This is a genomic window from Natronospira proteinivora (assembly GCF_024170465.1).
GTDB lineage: Bacteria > Pseudomonadota > Gammaproteobacteria > Natronospirales > Natronospiraceae > Natronospira > Natronospira proteinivora.
This window is the reverse complement of record NZ_JALJYF010000001.1, coordinates 992737-1007532: the sequence shown is the minus strand read 5'-3', so window position 1 is coordinate 1007532 and position 14796 is coordinate 992737. Positions and strand designations below refer to the sequence as shown.

Here is a 14796-nt window from a genome sequence, read left to right as displayed (position 1 = left end):
GACAATGAATAAAGAAGTCCTGTTGGTTGCCGAGGCCGTATCCAATGAGAAAGGCGTAGGCAAGGAAATCATCTTTGAAGCCATCGAAGCGGCATTGGCATCAGCCACCCGCAAGCGGCATGGTGGTGATGTTGAAGCCCGGGTGAGCATCAACCGGGAAGATGGTTCCTATGAGACCTTCCGTCGCTGGCTGGTGGTGGAAGATCAGGAAGACATTGAGCACCCGGAGAAAGAGATCAGCCTGGAGGCGGCTCGCGCTTATTATGGCGATGATGTGGAACCTGGTTCTCATGTGGAAGAGCCGCTGGATAATGTGGAGTTCGGGCGAATCGCAGCCCAGACCGCCAAGCAAGTGATCGTGCAGAAAGTGCGCGAGGCCGAGCGCTCCCAGGTGGTGGACGCTTATCAGGACCGGGTGGGCGAACTGCTCACCGGTCAGGTGAAGCGGGTGGAGCGAGGTAATGTCTGGCTTGATCTGGGCGGAAATGCGGAAGGCTTCATTCCCCGGGAGGAAATGATTCCCCGGGAAGCGGTTCGCCCCGGTGACCGAGTACGTGGCTACCTCAAGGAAGTGCGTTCCGAGCAACGTGGACCACAGCTGTTTATCAGCCGCAGTGCCCCGGAATTTCTGGTTAAGCTGTTTGAGCTTGAAGTGCCGGAAGTGGGCCAGGGTCTGATCGATATCATGGGCGCAGCCCGGGATCCGGGTCTGCGGGCCAAGATTGCGGTGCGTAGCAATGATGACCGGATTGATCCAGTGGGTGCCTGTGTGGGTATGCGGGGTTCCCGTGTCCAGGCAGTTTCCAATGAGCTGGCCGGTGAACGGATCGATATTATCATATGGGACGATAACCCGGCCCAGTTCGTGGTCAACGCCATGTCACCGGCAGAGGTTCTCTCTATCGTAATGGATGAGGACACCGGCACCATGGATATTGCCGTGGAAGAGGATCAGCTTTCCCAGGCTATTGGCCGGGGCGGGCAGAACGTACGTCTTGCCAGTCAGCTCAGTGGCTGGGAGCTGAACGTCATGACCGAGACCCAGGCCACCGAGAAAAGCGAGTCCGAGGCTCGGAAGATCCAGGAAAGCTTTATGGAACAACTGGATGTGGATGAGGAAGTCGCTATGATCCTGGTCCAGGAAGGTTTTTCCAGCATCGAGGAGCTGGCCTATGTGCCGGCCAGCGAGCTGCTGGAAGTAGAAGAGTTCGATGAAGGCGTGGTCGATGAACTGCGTGGTCGCGCCCGGGATGTCTTGTTGACCCAGGCCATTGCCGGAGGTGATGACAGCAGCCGGCCAGCCGATGACCTTCTGAACATGAAAGGTATGGATGATGAGTTGGCGGCCAAGCTGTTGGAAAAAGGCATCCGCACGATGGATGACCTTGCCGAACAGGCCGTGGATGACATCGCCGATGTGGAAGGCCTTGATGAAAAGCGAGCCGCGGAACTCATTATGGAGGCCCGTGCGCCCTGGTTTGAAGAACAGGAGGGTGACGAGGAACAGTCCGCTCAATAAGCAGAAGCGGAGACTGACTCATCCCGTGGCGTGCGCGACGGGTACTCGTACCGGGTTAACCGGTCAGAATTTGGAACGAGGAGCTTTGCCGTATGGCGGAAGTGACCGTTAAAGAGTTTGCGAAAACAGTGGGTGTTCCGGTTGAACGCCTGCTGACTCAATTGAGTGAAGCCGGCATCGATATCACGGATCCGGACGGTACTATTGACGATGACCAGAAGCTGGAGCTCCTGGCTTATCTTCGTCGAGGCAAGGGTGCGGCCAGCACTGAATCCAGTGAGGAATCGGGGCCCAGCAAGATCACCCTGCGCCGCCGTTCTCGGAGTGAACTGCGAACCTCAGGGTCACAGGGACGGACCAAGACCGTGAACGTGGAAGTCCGTCGCAAGCGGACCTACGTCAAGCGTAGCGATATCGTCGAGCAGGAACGCAAGAAGCGGGAAGAAGAGCTGGAGCGCCAGGAAGCCGAGCAGCGTGCCCGAGAGGAAGCCGAACGCAAGGAGCGTGAAGACCGGGAACAGGCCGAGGAAGAGGCACGCAAGGCCAAGGAAGCCGAGGAAGCGGCTGCCAAGACCGCCGAAGAGCCTCAAGCTGAAGAAGCCCAAGTGGCTGAAACCCCTGAGGAAGCGGCGGTTGAAGCCGCCATCGGGGAGGTGGCCGAAGAAGAAGCGCGCAGCGAACAGAACAGCAAGGAAGATGAAAAGGCCCGCGAGGAAGCTGAACGGGCACGAGCCGCCGAGGAAGAGCGGCTTAAGGCCGAGCGGGAAGCTCGCCGGCAGGAAGAAGAAGACGAGAAACGGCAGCGAGCCCGCAGTGGTGGCAAGGGCAAGAAGGCTCAGAAAGGTCGCCAGGAACTGCATGTGGCCCGTGGCAAACAGGGGCGCCGCAAGCGGGGAGATCGTCCCACCCGTGGTGCACCCAGTGGCGGTGGCAAGCACGGTTTCGAGCGCCCCGCAGGACCAGTGGTCCGCGAAGTCATCGTGCCTGAGACGATTACGGTGACGGACTTGGCTCAACGGATGGCCATCAAGGCCAATGAAGTCATCAAGGCGATGATGAAGATGGGCGTGATGGCTACCATTAACCAGTCCATCGATCAGGAAACCGCCGCCCTGGTGGTGGAAGAAATGGGGCACAAGGTCAAGCTCCAGAAGGAGAATGAGCTGGAAGAGAAAGTCATGGAAGTGCCCACCGAGGGCGAGGAAGTCTCCCGGGCTCCGGTGGTGACCGTGATGGGCCATGTGGACCACGGCAAGACCTCTTTGCTGGATTACATCCGCAAGGCCAAAGTGGCCTCCGGTGAGGCGGGGGGCATTACCCAGCATATCGGTGCCTACCACGTGAAAACGGATAACGGCATGGTCACCTTTCTGGATACACCCGGGCATGCGGCCTTTACGGCCATGCGGGCCCGTGGTGCTCAACTGACCGATATCGTCATTCTGGTGGTGGCAGCCGATGACGGTGTGATGCCCCAGACCGTTGAAGCCATCAAGCACGCCAAGGCTGCGGGTACGCCCATCGTGGTGGCCGTGAACAAGATGGATAAGCCGGAAGCAGACCCGGACCGGGTCAAGAATGAGCTGGCCCAGCACGAGGTTATTCCGGAAGACTGGGGCGGTGACACCCAGTTTGTGCCTGTTTCCGCTCATTCCGGGGACGGCATCGATAACCTGCTGGACTCTCTGTTGTTGCAGGCTGAAGTCATGGAGCTCAAGGCTGTGGACAGTGACGTGGCCCACGGCATCGTGATCGAATCCAAGCTGGAGAAGGGGCGTGGTCCCGTGGCTACGGTTCTGGTCCAGCATGGCACCCTGCGTCAGGGTGAAATGTTGCTGGCCGGCCGGGAATTCGGTCGCGTACGTGCCATGTTCGATGAGGCGGGCAAACCGGTGAAGGAAGCCGGTCCGTCAATCCCGGTGGAGGTGTTGGGTCTGTCCGGCACCCCGCAAGCTGGTGATGATGTTGTGGTGGTCGAGAACGAGCGCAAGGCCCGTGAAGTGGCGGAGTTCCGTCAGAGCAAGGAACGGGATACCAAGCTAGCCAAGCAGCAGGCCGCGAAACTGGAGGATATGTTCCAGCAGATGGGCGAGGGTGCCGATGTAGGTATTCTCAATGTGCTTATCAAGGCTGACGTGCAGGGCAGTTCCGAGGCCTTGGCCGAGTCTTTGCAAAAGATCTCCACCGACGAGGTGAAGGTCAAGATTATTACCAACGGTGTGGGTGGCATCACCGAGTCCGATGTGAACCTGGCTTCGGCGTCCGACGCCGTTATCATTGGCTTTAACGTTCGTGCTGATTCCGCAGCCAAGCGCCAGGTAGCCGAATCAGGTGTGGATCTTCGCTATTACAGCGTGATCTATGAAGCCATTGATGACGTCAAGGCCGCCCTGTCCGGCATGTTGTCGCCGGAGCTGCGGGAAGAGATCGTGGGTCTGGCCGAGGTCAAGGATGTCTTCCGTTCGCCCAAGTTTGGCAACATTGCCGGTTGCCTTGTGGTGGACGGCAGTGTGAAGCGTGCCAACCCCATACGCGTGCTGCGGGACAATGTGGTGATCTACGAAGGGGAATTGGAGTCACTGAGACGCTACAAGGACGACGTCAATGAAGTCCGGGCCGGTACCGAATGCGGCATTGGTGTGCGTGATTACAACGACGTCAAGCCCGGTGATCAGATTGAGTGTTACGAGCGCCAGGAAGTGGAACGGACCCTCTAACTGGAGCTGAATCATGAAAGAACCCCAAACAGCCCGCCAGCGGAAGCTGGCGGAGGAAATGAAACGTCGCCTCAGCCTGATTATCCGGGAAGAGGTGGATCATGACGCAGCCTGGCAGGTCACGGTCACGGCGGTGGAAGTCGCCAAGGATCTCTCCCGGGCCAATGTCTGGGTGGATTTTCTGGGGGATCCGCCAGAGGACCTGATGGACAGCCTGAAAGCCGCTGGCCGCCCCTTGAGGGCCCGGCTGGGCCGGACCATGTATATCCGACGGGCCCCGGAGCTTGTCTTCATGCATGATGACAGCCTGGAGCGCGGCTCCCACCTGAGTTCCCTGATTGATCAGGCGGTATCCGATGATCGTCGTCGTCAGGGAAATGACGGTGAGCCGGAGAACGACGGGGACCCACCCAAGGATGGCTAGGCGCGGAAAGCGGGGCAGGGATGTCCACGGCATTCTGCCCCTGGACAAGCCATTGGGAGAAAGCTCCAACCACGCCTTGCAGCGGGTGAAACGGCTGTACCAGGCCAGGAAGGCGGGCCATACCGGTAGCCTGGACCCCCTGGCCAGCGGTGTCCTGCCGCTGTGCTTCGGTGAAGCCACCAAGCTTTCCGCCCATCTACTCGATTCGGACAAGCACTACGATTTCCATTGTCGACTGGGTCAACGGACCGCCACCGGCGATACTGAGGGCGAGGTCCTGGAGGAGGCCCCGGTGCCGGCTCTGGATGAAGCTGTGGTGGAATCGGCACTAGCCGCCTTCCGTGGAGATATCCAGCAGATTCCGCCCATGTATTCCGCCATCAAGCACCAGGGTGAACGGCTTTACCGCTTGGCCCGGGAAGGCCGGGAGGTGGAGCGGGATCCACGCCCGGTCCGGATTTTGTCCCTGGAGCTGTTGGCGGTGGATGGTTTGGCGCTGCAATTGCGGGTCTGTTGCAGCAAGGGTACCTACGTCAGGGTCCTGGCCGAGGATATTGCCCGTGAATTGGGCACCGTGGGCCATGTGAGCTATTTGCGACGAATCGCCGCCGGGCCCTACACCGAGAAGGACCTGGTGACGCTGGCGCAGCTGGAGCAGGCCGCCGAGTCTGGGACAGAGGCCCTGGACAGCCTGCTTCAGCCCCTGGATACGGCATTGCCGGAGTGGTCATCCGTGCAACTGAGCGGCGATGCGGCCTGGTATTTTGGTCGCGGCAACCCGGTAATGAGCCCGGGGGCCCCGCCGGAAGGCCGGGTCAAGGTCTATGGAGAGGCCCATCGCTTTTTGGGAATTGGAGAAATTCTGGAAGACGGCCGGGTCGCCCCCCGCCGTCTTCTGAATTTGGACTAGCGGGCTTTTGGCCCACTGGGGCCTCTTGCTTGTGGGCGAAAGCCCGGCAAGCGTACAATAGGGGGCTTGGGACGGCCCATACGGTAGCCGACAGGCGAAAGCTGGTCGGCTTCACTGTGGGGTCCGGGTAGTGAGTTCGGTCGTGCAAAGGCCCGGCCGGTATTCAGAAACCCTTTGCAACGATGCAAAGTAACTTTAGGAGAAAATCAGAGTCATGTCTCTCAACGCAGAAAAGAAGGAAGCGGTGATCCGCGAGTACGCCCGCGAAGAAAACGACACCGGTTCCCCGGAAGTGCAGGTGGCACTTCTCACCACCCGAATTACCGAATTGACGGACCACTTCGCTGAGCACAAGCACGATCATCATTCCCGTCGTGGTCTGCTGAAGATGGTCAACCAGCGCCGTAAGCTGCTGGATTATCTCAAGCGCAAGGATCGCAGCCGTTATCAGGATCTGATCAAACGACTCGGTCTGCGTCGCTGAACCACTGGCAATAGGTCAAAATATCGTGAAAGCAGTCAGCAAAACATTCCAATACGGGGGTCATGCGGTGACCCTGGAGACCGGGCGGATTGCTCGGCAGGCAGATGGTGCCGTGCTCGTGAACATGGACGAAACCGTGGTGCTGGTCACCGCGGTGGGCCAGCGCGAGGCGGATCCGGGGCGGCCTTTCTTCCCCCTCACCGTCAACTATCAGGAACGCACCTATGCAGCCGGGCGTATCCCGGGTGGCTTCTTCAAGCGTGAAGGTCGTCCCTCCGAGAAGGAGACCCTCACCTGCCGCCTGATCGACCGGCCCATTCGGCCCCTGTTCCCCAAAGGGTTCATGAACGAGGTCCAGGTGATTGCCACCGTGATCTCGGTGAACCCGGAGGTGGACCCCGATATCCCGGCCCTGCTCGGCACCTCTGCGGCGCTGATGCTGTCTGGCATTCCCTTTAACGGGCCCATCGGCGCGGCGCGCGTTGGTTACCGGGATGGCGAGTACCTGCTCAACCCCAGTGCCAGTGAACTGGAACAATCCCAGTTGGATTTGGTGGTGGCCGGGACCGAGAACGCGGTCCTCATGGTGGAATCCGAAGCCAAGGAACTGCCGGAAGAGGCCATGCTGGGTGCTGTGCTCCACGGCCATGAGCAGATGCAGACCGCTATCAATGCCATCAAGGAACTGGCCGAGGAGGCCGGTAATCCCCGCTGGGAGTGGGAACCGGCGGAAGCGGACGCAGATCTGGATACCACGGTGCGTGACAAGGCCCTTTCCGATGTGGAAGCGGCCTATCAGATCGCGGACAAGCAGGAGCGCAGCAATCGCCTGAGCGAAATCCGGAAATCGGTGGTTGAAGCCCTGGTGCCGGAAGAGGAAGAAGCGCCTCGCTGGTCCGCCGGCGAAGTCAAGGCAGCGGTGGGAAAGCTGGAAAAAGAGCTGGTCCGTGGCCGTATTCTCAAGGGTGAGAAGCGTATTGATGGCCGTGACACCAAAACGGTTCGCCCCATCGACGTCACTGTGGGCGATTTGCCCCGGACCCATGGCTCTGCCGTGTTCACTCGTGGCGAGACCCAGGCCATGGTGGTCACCACCCTGGGTACCGGCCGTGATGCCCAGATCATTGATGCCATTGAGGGGGAGCACAAGCAACCCTTCATGCTGCATTACAACTTCCCGCCTTACTGTGTGGGCGAGACCGGTTTCATGGGCGGGCCCAAGCGCCGGGAAATCGGCCATGGCAAGCTGGCCAAGCGCGGCGTGCAGGCCGTGATGCCGGACATGGAGGAATACCCCTATGTGATTCGCGTGGTCTCCGAGATCACCGAATCCAACGGTTCCTCCTCCATGGCCACGGTGTGCGGCACCAGCCTGTCCCTGATGGACGCCGGTGTGCCCATCAAGGCCCCGGTGGCCGGTGTGGCCATGGGCCTGATCAAGGAAGGTGACGATCATGCCGTGTTGACCGACATTCTGGGTGATGAAGATCACCTGGGGGACATGGACTTCAAGGTCGCCGGCACGAAAGACGGTGTCACCGCCCTGCAGATGGACATCAAGATCGAGGGCATTAACCGCGCCATCATGGAAGACGCCCTGGCCCAGGCCAAGGATGGACGTTTCCACATCCTGGATGAGATGAACAAGGTCATCGACAAGCCCCGTGAGGAAATGTCCGACTGGGCGCCGCGAATTCTCACCATGAAGGTGGCCTCGGACAAGATCCGGGACGTGATCGGCAAGGGTGGCGCTACCATCCGCAGCATCACCGAGGAAACCGGGGCTAATGTGGATATCAATGATGACGGCCTCATCAAGATTGCCTCGGTGGATCGCGCCGCGGGTGAAGCGGCCAAGAAGATGATCGAAGACATCACCGCCGATGTGGAAGTGGGCAAGATTTACGAAGGCAAAGTAGCCCGCCTCATGGACTTCGGCGCCTTTGTCACCATCCTGCCCGGCAAGGACGGCCTGGTTCACATCTCCCAGCTCGCCGATGAGCGCGTCGAGAAAGTGAGCGACGTGGTTCAGGAAGGTGATGTGGTGAAGGTCAAGGTTCTGGAAGTGGATCGCTCCGGCAAGGTTCGCCTGAGCATGAAGGCTGTCGACGCGGCCTGATCCCTGTTTCCAAGGATCGATCCATCAAGCCGCCCCGGTTCGCCGGGGCGGCTTTTTTTGGCTAGTCTGACCGATTCCTTTGTGGACCGATTGGGCTGGATACGTGGGCAGCAATCGATCAGTTGCGCGTCCGATCGAGCAGCCTTTCCCGAATTTTCGCAAGATTGGGAATATCCAAATCGGATAATGCCGCCAGCCACAATCCATCGGCAGTCAATCGAATGATTGCTAAATGCTCATCTCCGTCTGTTTGGCGATGTTTTCTTTGCATCTCGTTGTACCAATCAGCCCAAATGGAGCGGAGCTCGGAATCACTTATGGCGAGTATTGCGATTGCCGTCGGTCTGTCATAGAGGCCTTCCCAAGCAGAATTTAATGAGAATTCGATGTATGCGCGGGTAAAGGAGCCGTACTTATCTGGGTCCTCGGCCATGTGTTCATTTATCTCCCTTTCAGCCGAGGTAATGAGATCTTTGATTATGGCTGTGATAAGCGCGCGTTTGCTGGGGAAATGATGCAAAAAGCCGCCCTTTGTGACGCCGGCCTTATCAGATACGGCTTGAACGGTTGCTGCAGCCAAGCCATGTTCAACAGCAATGGAAATCCCCGCTTCGATAAGGCGTCTTCTCACAAGGTCCGGCTGTTTTTTGCGACGCTGTGATTCCATTGGTATGTAACCTATATTATTTACTGGGCATCAGGTTTCAGCGCATTGAGGACATTGCTCTAAGTGGAGAACGGTAATGAGCGACCCTCGACAAAACTTGCTGCTCCGATCTCAGCCAGAATGGCAAAGAAAAGTGAGCAGATCAGGATGGAAACCGTAAACCAGATGATCACATCTCGCTTGCTTGCCCCTGAAGCGATCGCAAAAGCGGAAGCGGCGTGAACACCAATCAAGAAGGGGCCAAGAAAAGCGAGGCCCGGTATACCGAAGCAATCCAATATCTTTTGCTTGCGAGAGGCTTTTGCATCGATACCGTCAGCACCTTCCATTAAAGGTTGCTTGCGCCAACGGTTAAGCCAAAACCGTATTTTCTCTCCTGCATAAACCACCGGCAGTAAGGTGATAAAGTTTCCGACGAATCCAACCAGGGCAGCCGCTAACCACGGTAGACCGGCTAATACGCCCAGGGGCACGGCTACCCATACCTCAAAAGCCGGGGTGGCGGAGCCAATGAATACGCCTAAGTAAAGCATCAACTCAGTCATATGGAACCCCCGTGATTTCTGTGATAAACATACCGTATGGACGGTATGTTTATCAAGGGGCCAGCATCGTGTTTCAGGCCTTAGGAGTGATGGATGAACCGCTTTGACTCCCCCCATTGTGGGAGCGACTTCACACTGACTGAAATTGCTCGATAAGGTGGGCGGTAATGCGTTCTTCCAGCCACCAGCGGGGTTTCCAGGGCCAGCGGCCGGCCACGAATCCCACGTGCCCGCCCCGGGGGCTAAGCTCCAGTTGGACCTGATCGGAGATTTCCGACTCCGAGGGGGCCGTGTCCGGGGTCATGAAGGGGTCGTCCAGGGCGTGCAGGATCAGGGTGGGGACCCGGATATTGGGGAGGTAATGAATGCTGCTGGCTTGCTGGTAGTAGTCCGAAGCGTTGTCGAATCCGTGCAGGGGGGCAGTGATGGCATTGTCAAAATCATGAAAGCTTTTCAAACCATCCAGGGCGTCCAGGGGGAAGGGCGGATCCGAACGTTGCCGGAACTTGCGGGCATAGCTGGCTTTCATGCGCCGCATCAGGAAGCGATTGTAGAGTCTGGATACCCCCTTGTTGATGGCCTTGGCACAATGCCCCAGCCGGAAGGGGACGGATACGGCCACGGCCGTTGTCAGGGGATTGTTGGCGCCGGTTTCACCCAGCCATTTGAGCAGGACATTGCCCCCCAGGCTATAGCCCACGGCAGCCAGGGGTGAATCAGGGAAGTGGGCTCGGATATGGCGAACCACTAGGGCCACATCGTCGCTGACCCCGGAGTGATAGCCCCGCCGCAGGCGATTGGGCTCGCCGCCGCAGCCGCGGAAATGGACCAGCACCGAGGTCAGGCCCGCCTTGGATAGGGCCTGCATTTGGCCGACAGCGTACTTGGATTGGATGGAGCCTTCCAGACCATGGAGCAGAAGCACAATGGGCCGCTCTCCTTGAGATTCGGCCGCATCCTGAGCCTGGGCCCAGTGCAAGTCCAGAAAGTCCCCATCCGGCAGTTCCAGTCGCTCTGAGCGGGTGCTCGGGCGGGGTCGGCGCCGCAGCAGGTTCTGATAGATGGTTTGCGCATGCCGGCTCCTGGCCCACCAGGCGGGCCGAAATCGACTGGCCGTGATCATTACAAGTTTTACCCCTTGGGCTCGATTCGCTGATCGATCAATTCATCCACCACGGCCGGGTCGGCGAGGGTACTGGTGTCGCCCAGAGAATCCAGCTCGTTGGCGGCGATCTTTCTTAAAATACGACGCATGATCTTGCCCGAACGGGTCTTGGGCAAGCCGGCGGCCCATTGGATAACATCCGGGGTGGCGATGGGCCCAATCTCCTTGCGCACCAGATCGATCAGTTCCTGTTTCAGGGCCGGGTCGGGGGTCTTGCCACTCATGAGACTGACGTAGGCGTAGATGCCCTGGCCCTTCACATCATGGGGGAAGCCCACCACGGCGGCTTCGGCCACCGTCGAATGCAGTACCAGGGCGCTTTCCACCTCGGCGGTGCCCAGTCGATGCCCGGAGACGTTGAGCACATCGTCCACCCGGCCGGTAATCCAGTAATAGCCATCCGAATCCCGGCGCGCGCCGTCCCCGGTGAAATAGCAGCCGGGGTAGGCGCTGAAATAGGTCTGGGCAAACCGTTCGTGATCTCCGTAGACGGTACGCATCTGGCCGGGCCAGGAGGCCTTGATCACCAGATTACCGGCGGCTTCGCCTTCCAGTTCCCGGCCATCGGCATCCATCAAGGCGGGCTGGACACCGAAAAAGGGCAGGGTGGCAGAGCCCGGCTTGAGATCGGTGGCGCCCGGCAGGGGGGTGATCATGATCCCGCCGGTTTCGGTCTGCCACCAGGTATCCATCACCGGGCAGCGGCTTTCCCCTACCACCTGGTGGTACCAGTTCCAGGCTTCCGGATTGATGGGCTCACCCACCGTGCCCAGGATGCGCAGGCTGTCCCGGCGGGTCTTTTTGACCGGCTCGTCCCCGGCTCGCATCAGGGCGCGTATGGCGGTGGGGGCGGTGTAGTAAATGGTGATGCCGTGGCGGTCCACCATCTCCCAGTGCCGGGAGGCGTCCGGGTAGTTGGGCACACCTTCGAACATCACCGTGGTGGCCCCGTTGGCCAGGGGGCCATAGACGATGTAACTATGGCCCGTCACCCATCCCACATCCGCCGTACACCAGTAAATATCATCCTCGTGGTAGTCGAAGACATAATGATGGGTCATGGCGGCCTGCAGAATATAGCCACCGGTGGTGTGCAGCACGCCCTTGGGCTTGCCGGTGCTGCCGGAGGTGTAGAGGATGAACAGGGGATCCTCGGCACCCATGGATTCCGGCGGACATTCGTCGTCGGCCTGGGCCACCAGCTCGTGATAGTCGATATCCCGATCCGTGACCCATTCAACCTCGGCCTCGGTACGCCGGTAGACCACCACGGTCTCTACCCCCGGGCAGTCCTTAAGGGCGGCATCGGTATTGGCTTTCAGGGGAATACGCTTGCCGCCCCGAATACCTTCATCGGCGGTGATGACCAGCTTGCAGTCGGCATCCTGAATCCGGTCCCGCAGGGCATTGGGTGAGAAGCCGCCGAAGACCACCGAGTGGATGGCCCCGATCCGGGTACAGGCCAGCATGGCCACCGCGGCTTCCGGCACCATGGGCATGTAGATGCAGACCCGGTCGCCCCGGCGCACACCCCGCATGCGCAGGCCGTTGGCCAGGCGGCAGACTGCCGTGTGCAACTCGCGGTAGCTCAGGGTGCGGGTTTCCCCCGGCTCGTCGCCTTCCCAGATGATGGCGGTCTTATCGCCCCGGGTTTCCAGGTGACGGTCCAGGCAGTTGTGGCTGACATTGAGCTCGGCCCCCTCGAACCAGCGGATGCGGGGTTCGTGGAAATCCCAGTCCATGACTCGGTCCCAGGGGCGATACCAGTCAATAAAGCGATCAGCCTGTTCCGCCCAAAAACCCTCCGGATCCTCAATGGAACGGCGATACAGGGTCTGGTAATCGGCTTGGTTAAGATGGGCCGTTTTGGCGATGGTTTCGGGGACCGGGTAGACAGCATTGCGATCGACCATGGAACCTCCGTCTGCCTGAATGAAGGGGCGGAATCGATACCGTACTACGTTTGAGCTTAGCGCACTGAGCCCTTTTCCCAAACCGGATAGTCAATCTCTTTTCGCCCCTTGAGGGGCGCGGGGTCCCAGTTGGCATGCGCCCAGTCCCAAATTTCGTCCAGCGGAGCGGTCTGGAGCTCGGGCGGGATGGCTTGTCCCAGGGCCTGCAGGGCCTGATGCAGCGATGGTGAGGGCCGCTCCGGGTCCAGGGCCTGGGCGCCGGTTTGTTTGCTGAGTTTCTGGCCATCCAGGCTCAGCGCCACGGGGATGTGGGCATAGCGGGGCGGGGTCAGGCCCAGGCATTGCATCAGCCAGATTTGTCGCGGCGTGCTGTAGAGCAGGTCGATGCCCCGCACCACATGGGTAATCTCCGGGTCGCCGTCATCCACCGCGGCGGCCAGGTGATAGGCGATTAAACCATCGGCACGGCGAATGACGAAATCGCCCATGTCCCGCTCCAGATCAAGCTGGATTCGGCCCTGGAGGCTGTCCTGGAAGCTCGCCTCGCTGTCTTGGGTGGATAGGCGGATGGAACGGCCTTGACGCCCCGGTGGCAGTCCCTGTCGGCAGGTGCCGGGGTAGATAGGCCCATCCGGCCCCTGCCGGCCTGCCTCCCGGACCTCGCGACGGGTACAGGCGCAGGGATAGGCCCATCCCGATTCCAGCAGTTGTTCCAGGGCTTTTTGATAACAGGGCAGGTGATCCGACTGGTACTGGATGGGCCCGTCCCATGCAAAACCGAAGCGGGACAAAACAGCGGGTATGGCTTCCCGGGCGCCGGGCTGTTCCCGAGGCGGGTCGATATCCTCGATGCGCAGACGCCATTGGCCGCCGGCCCGGTGGGCTTGGAGATAACTGGCGGTGGCGGCGAGCAGGGAGCCGAAGTGCAGCGGGCCGGTGGGCGAGGGTGCGAAGCGACCTACATGGGGACGTTCATCGGTGTGGGGGTCAGCGCTATTCATGCGACAGCTTGGCCTGGGCCGGAGCGGTAAGCGAGTGACCCCGCCCGGACCGTTTCATGCGTGGTCCGGGCGATGGCCTGACTAACCGATCATCTGCTTCTCGCGAATTTCATCCAGCGTCTTGCAGTCAATGCACAAGGTGGCCGTGGGACGGGCTTCCAATCGACGGATGCCGATCTCAATGCCACAGGAATGGCAAAAACCGTAATCGTCTTCCTTCAGGGCCTGAAGAGATTCATCGATTTTCTTGATGAGTTTCCGTTCCCGGTCCCGGGCGCGCAGCTCCAGACTGAACTCGGATTCCTGGGTGGCGCGGTCGCTGGGATCCGGGAAGTTGGCGGCCTCGTCCTGCATGTGGTGGACGGTGCGGTCCACTTCTTCCATCAGGTCCCGTTTCCAGGCCATCAGGATCTGTCGGAAATGCTCCCGCTGATCCTCGTTCATGTATTCCTCGCCCTTGCGAGGCTCATAGGGCTTGATCCCCGCATCCGTGGCCACAGTGCCTGCCGAGACTTTTTTGTTGCTGGTCTTTTTGCCGGCAGTCTTTTTCTTGCTGGCCTTCTTGGCAGCGGTCTTCTTGCTCGCAGTTTTTTTGGTCACGGTCTTCTTCGCGGCCTTCTTCCGGGTTTTGGTGGTCTTCTTGCTCTGCTTCTTCTTGGCCATGGCCCTTCCCCCTATCTCCCGTGGGTTACTGCCTTTGGCGTTGCTCCACGGCTAGAGTCGTGGATGCTGATCAGAGGCAGGTTATACAGAAAGGACTCAGTGGGCGCAAGCTGATGCAAAACTTACCGCTTAAGCGATGCGTATTGCCCTTGTCCCGACTAATTGCCGTAGGCTTCAAGGCAAGTCAACCAGGCTCGGTGCCTGCCAGTCCGGCTGGCGGTATTCGGCGATCACATTGGTCCAGATACCGCCGCGCACATTGAATTCACCGGTGACCTGCAGAAATTTCGGCTGAATGGCGGCAACAATGTCATCCAGGATGCGATTGGTAATATCCTCGTGGAAGGCGCCCTCGTCCCGGAAGGACCAGATATAGAGTTTCAGGGCCTTGAGTTCCACACAGAGGGCATCCGGCACATAGGCCAGGTGGATGGTAGCGAAATCCGGTTGCCCGGTCTTGGGACAGAGGCAGGTGAATTCGGGGATTTCCATGCGGATGGTGAAATCCCGGCCAGGGCGGGGATTGGGAAAGGTTTCCAGATTCTTGCTGGGTTGCGCGATCATGGTCATCCTCGGTATGAATGGCAGTTGCCGAATGAGCGTTGCGGTGAAACCGGGATTAAACCGAAGCTGGGATTACATTACAATGGCGGGATTGTCTCCGGCCGC

At 59.6% G+C, this 14796-nt stretch carries 13 protein-coding genes; 6 read left to right on the top strand and 7 right to left on the bottom strand.

All coding sequences use genetic code 11. The features are described from left to right. Positions 1 to 4: 4 nt before the first annotated feature. The 6 genes from nusA to pnp all read left to right on the top strand — a co-directional run bounded on the left by nusA (position 5) and on the right by pnp (position 8173). Entirely contained in the window at positions 5 to 1519 is a 1515-nt protein-coding gene (gene nusA / locus J2T60_RS04715) for a transcription termination factor NusA (protein ID WP_253446096.1), read from the top strand. A 92-nt stretch (positions 1520 to 1611) separates the two neighbouring features. After that, a complete protein-coding gene (gene infB / locus J2T60_RS04710; RefSeq protein WP_253446093.1) occupies positions 1612 to 4236 on the top strand; it encodes a translation initiation factor IF-2 in 2625 nt (874 codons plus the stop codon). A gap of 13 nt (positions 4237 to 4249) precedes the next feature. Next, positions 4250 to 4660 carry a 30S ribosome-binding factor RbfA gene (rbfA, locus tag J2T60_RS04705; RefSeq protein ID WP_253446090.1) on the top strand — a complete coding sequence of 137 codons (411 nt, stop codon included), beginning with the start codon at positions 4250 to 4252 and terminating at the stop codon, positions 4658 to 4660. Beyond that, positions 4653 to 5570, top strand: coding sequence for a tRNA pseudouridine(55) synthase TruB (gene truB, locus J2T60_RS04700; RefSeq protein ID WP_253446087.1), 918 nt, complete (start codon positions 4653 to 4655; stop codon positions 5568 to 5570). The genes rbfA and truB overlap by 8 nt, the downstream gene beginning before the upstream one ends. Positions 5571 to 5784: 214 nt before the next feature. Continuing rightward, a complete protein-coding gene (gene rpsO, locus J2T60_RS04695) occupies positions 5785 to 6054 on the top strand; it encodes a 30S ribosomal protein S15 (protein WP_253446084.1) in 270 nt (89 codons plus the stop codon). A gap of 25 nt (positions 6055 to 6079) precedes the next feature. Then, a complete protein-coding gene (pnp, locus tag J2T60_RS04690) occupies positions 6080 to 8173 on the top strand; it encodes a polyribonucleotide nucleotidyltransferase (RefSeq protein WP_253446082.1) in 2094 nt (697 codons plus the stop codon). Positions 8174 to 8291: 118 nt separating this feature from the next. Here pnp and J2T60_RS04685 read toward each other — a convergent pair whose 3' ends face one another. The 7 genes from J2T60_RS04685 to queF all read right to left on the bottom strand — a co-directional run bounded on the left by J2T60_RS04685 (position 8292) and on the right by queF (position 14691). After that, on the bottom strand, positions 8292 to 8840 hold the full coding sequence (locus tag J2T60_RS04685; protein ID WP_253446079.1) for a TetR/AcrR family transcriptional regulator: 549 nt from the start codon (positions 8838 to 8840) through the stop codon (positions 8292 to 8294). Positions 8841 to 8899: 59 nt separating this feature from the next. After that, positions 8900 to 9385, bottom strand: a complete 486-nt coding sequence (locus tag J2T60_RS04680) for a small multi-drug export protein (RefSeq protein WP_253446076.1) — start codon at positions 9383 to 9385, stop codon at positions 8900 to 8902. A gap of 130 nt (positions 9386 to 9515) precedes the next feature. Beyond that, complete coding sequence (locus tag J2T60_RS04675; RefSeq protein WP_253446073.1) at positions 9516 to 10508, bottom strand: hydrolase; 993 nt, start codon at positions 10506 to 10508, stop codon at positions 9516 to 9518. Positions 10509 to 10516: 8 nt separating this feature from the next. Further along, positions 10517 to 12463 carry an acetate--CoA ligase gene (gene acs / locus J2T60_RS04670; protein WP_253446069.1) on the bottom strand — a complete coding sequence of 649 codons (1947 nt, stop codon included), beginning with the start codon at positions 12461 to 12463 and terminating at the stop codon, positions 10517 to 10519. Positions 12464 to 12519: 56 nt separating this feature from the next. Continuing rightward, on the bottom strand, positions 12520 to 13464 hold the full coding sequence (gluQRS, locus tag J2T60_RS04665; RefSeq protein ID WP_253446067.1) for a tRNA glutamyl-Q(34) synthetase GluQRS: 945 nt from the start codon (positions 13462 to 13464) through the stop codon (positions 12520 to 12522). 81 nt (positions 13465 to 13545) lie between these two features. After that, on the bottom strand, positions 13546 to 14127 hold the full coding sequence (gene dksA, locus J2T60_RS04660; protein WP_445376041.1) for an RNA polymerase-binding protein DksA: 582 nt from the start codon (positions 14125 to 14127) through the stop codon (positions 13546 to 13548). Positions 14128 to 14301: 174 nt separating this feature from the next. Continuing rightward, positions 14302 to 14691 carry a preQ(1) synthase gene (gene queF / locus J2T60_RS04655; protein WP_253446064.1) on the bottom strand — a complete coding sequence of 130 codons (390 nt, stop codon included), beginning with the start codon at positions 14689 to 14691 and terminating at the stop codon, positions 14302 to 14304. Positions 14692 to 14796 lie beyond the last annotated feature (105 nt).

What these genes read in the sequence shown, in the direction of transcription:
- dksA (WP_445376041.1), bottom strand. Translation starts at nt 14,127, where the DNA reads ATGGCCAAGAAGAAGCAGAGCAAGAAGACCACCAAAACCCGGAAGAAG.
- truB (WP_253446087.1), top strand. Translation starts at nt 4,653, where the DNA reads ATGGCTAGGCGCGGAAAGCGGGGCAGGGATGTCCACGGCATTCTGCCC.
- nusA (WP_253446096.1), top strand. Translation starts at nt 5, where the DNA reads ATGAATAAAGAAGTCCTGTTGGTTGCCGAGGCCGTATCCAATGAGAAA.
- queF (WP_253446064.1), bottom strand. Translation starts at nt 14,691, where the DNA reads ATGATCGCGCAACCCAGCAAGAATCTGGAAACCTTTCCCAATCCCCGC.
- J2T60_RS04675 (WP_253446073.1), bottom strand. Translation starts at nt 10,508, where the DNA reads ATGATCACGGCCAGTCGATTTCGGCCCGCCTGGTGGGCCAGGAGCCGG.
- J2T60_RS04680 (WP_253446076.1), bottom strand. Translation starts at nt 9,385, where the DNA reads ATGACTGAGTTGATGCTTTACTTAGGCGTATTCATTGGCTCCGCCACC.
- J2T60_RS04685 (WP_253446079.1), bottom strand. Translation starts at nt 8,840, where the DNA reads ATGGAATCACAGCGTCGCAAAAAACAGCCGGACCTTGTGAGAAGACGC.
- infB (WP_253446093.1), top strand. Translation starts at nt 1,612, where the DNA reads ATGGCGGAAGTGACCGTTAAAGAGTTTGCGAAAACAGTGGGTGTTCCG.
- acs (WP_253446069.1), bottom strand. Translation starts at nt 12,463, where the DNA reads ATGGTCGATCGCAATGCTGTCTACCCGGTCCCCGAAACCATCGCCAAA.
- gluQRS (WP_253446067.1), bottom strand. Translation starts at nt 13,464, where the DNA reads ATGAATAGCGCTGACCCCCACACCGATGAACGTCCCCATGTAGGTCGC.
- rpsO (WP_253446084.1), top strand. Translation starts at nt 5,785, where the DNA reads ATGTCTCTCAACGCAGAAAAGAAGGAAGCGGTGATCCGCGAGTACGCC.
- rbfA (WP_253446090.1), top strand. Translation starts at nt 4,250, where the DNA reads ATGAAAGAACCCCAAACAGCCCGCCAGCGGAAGCTGGCGGAGGAAATG.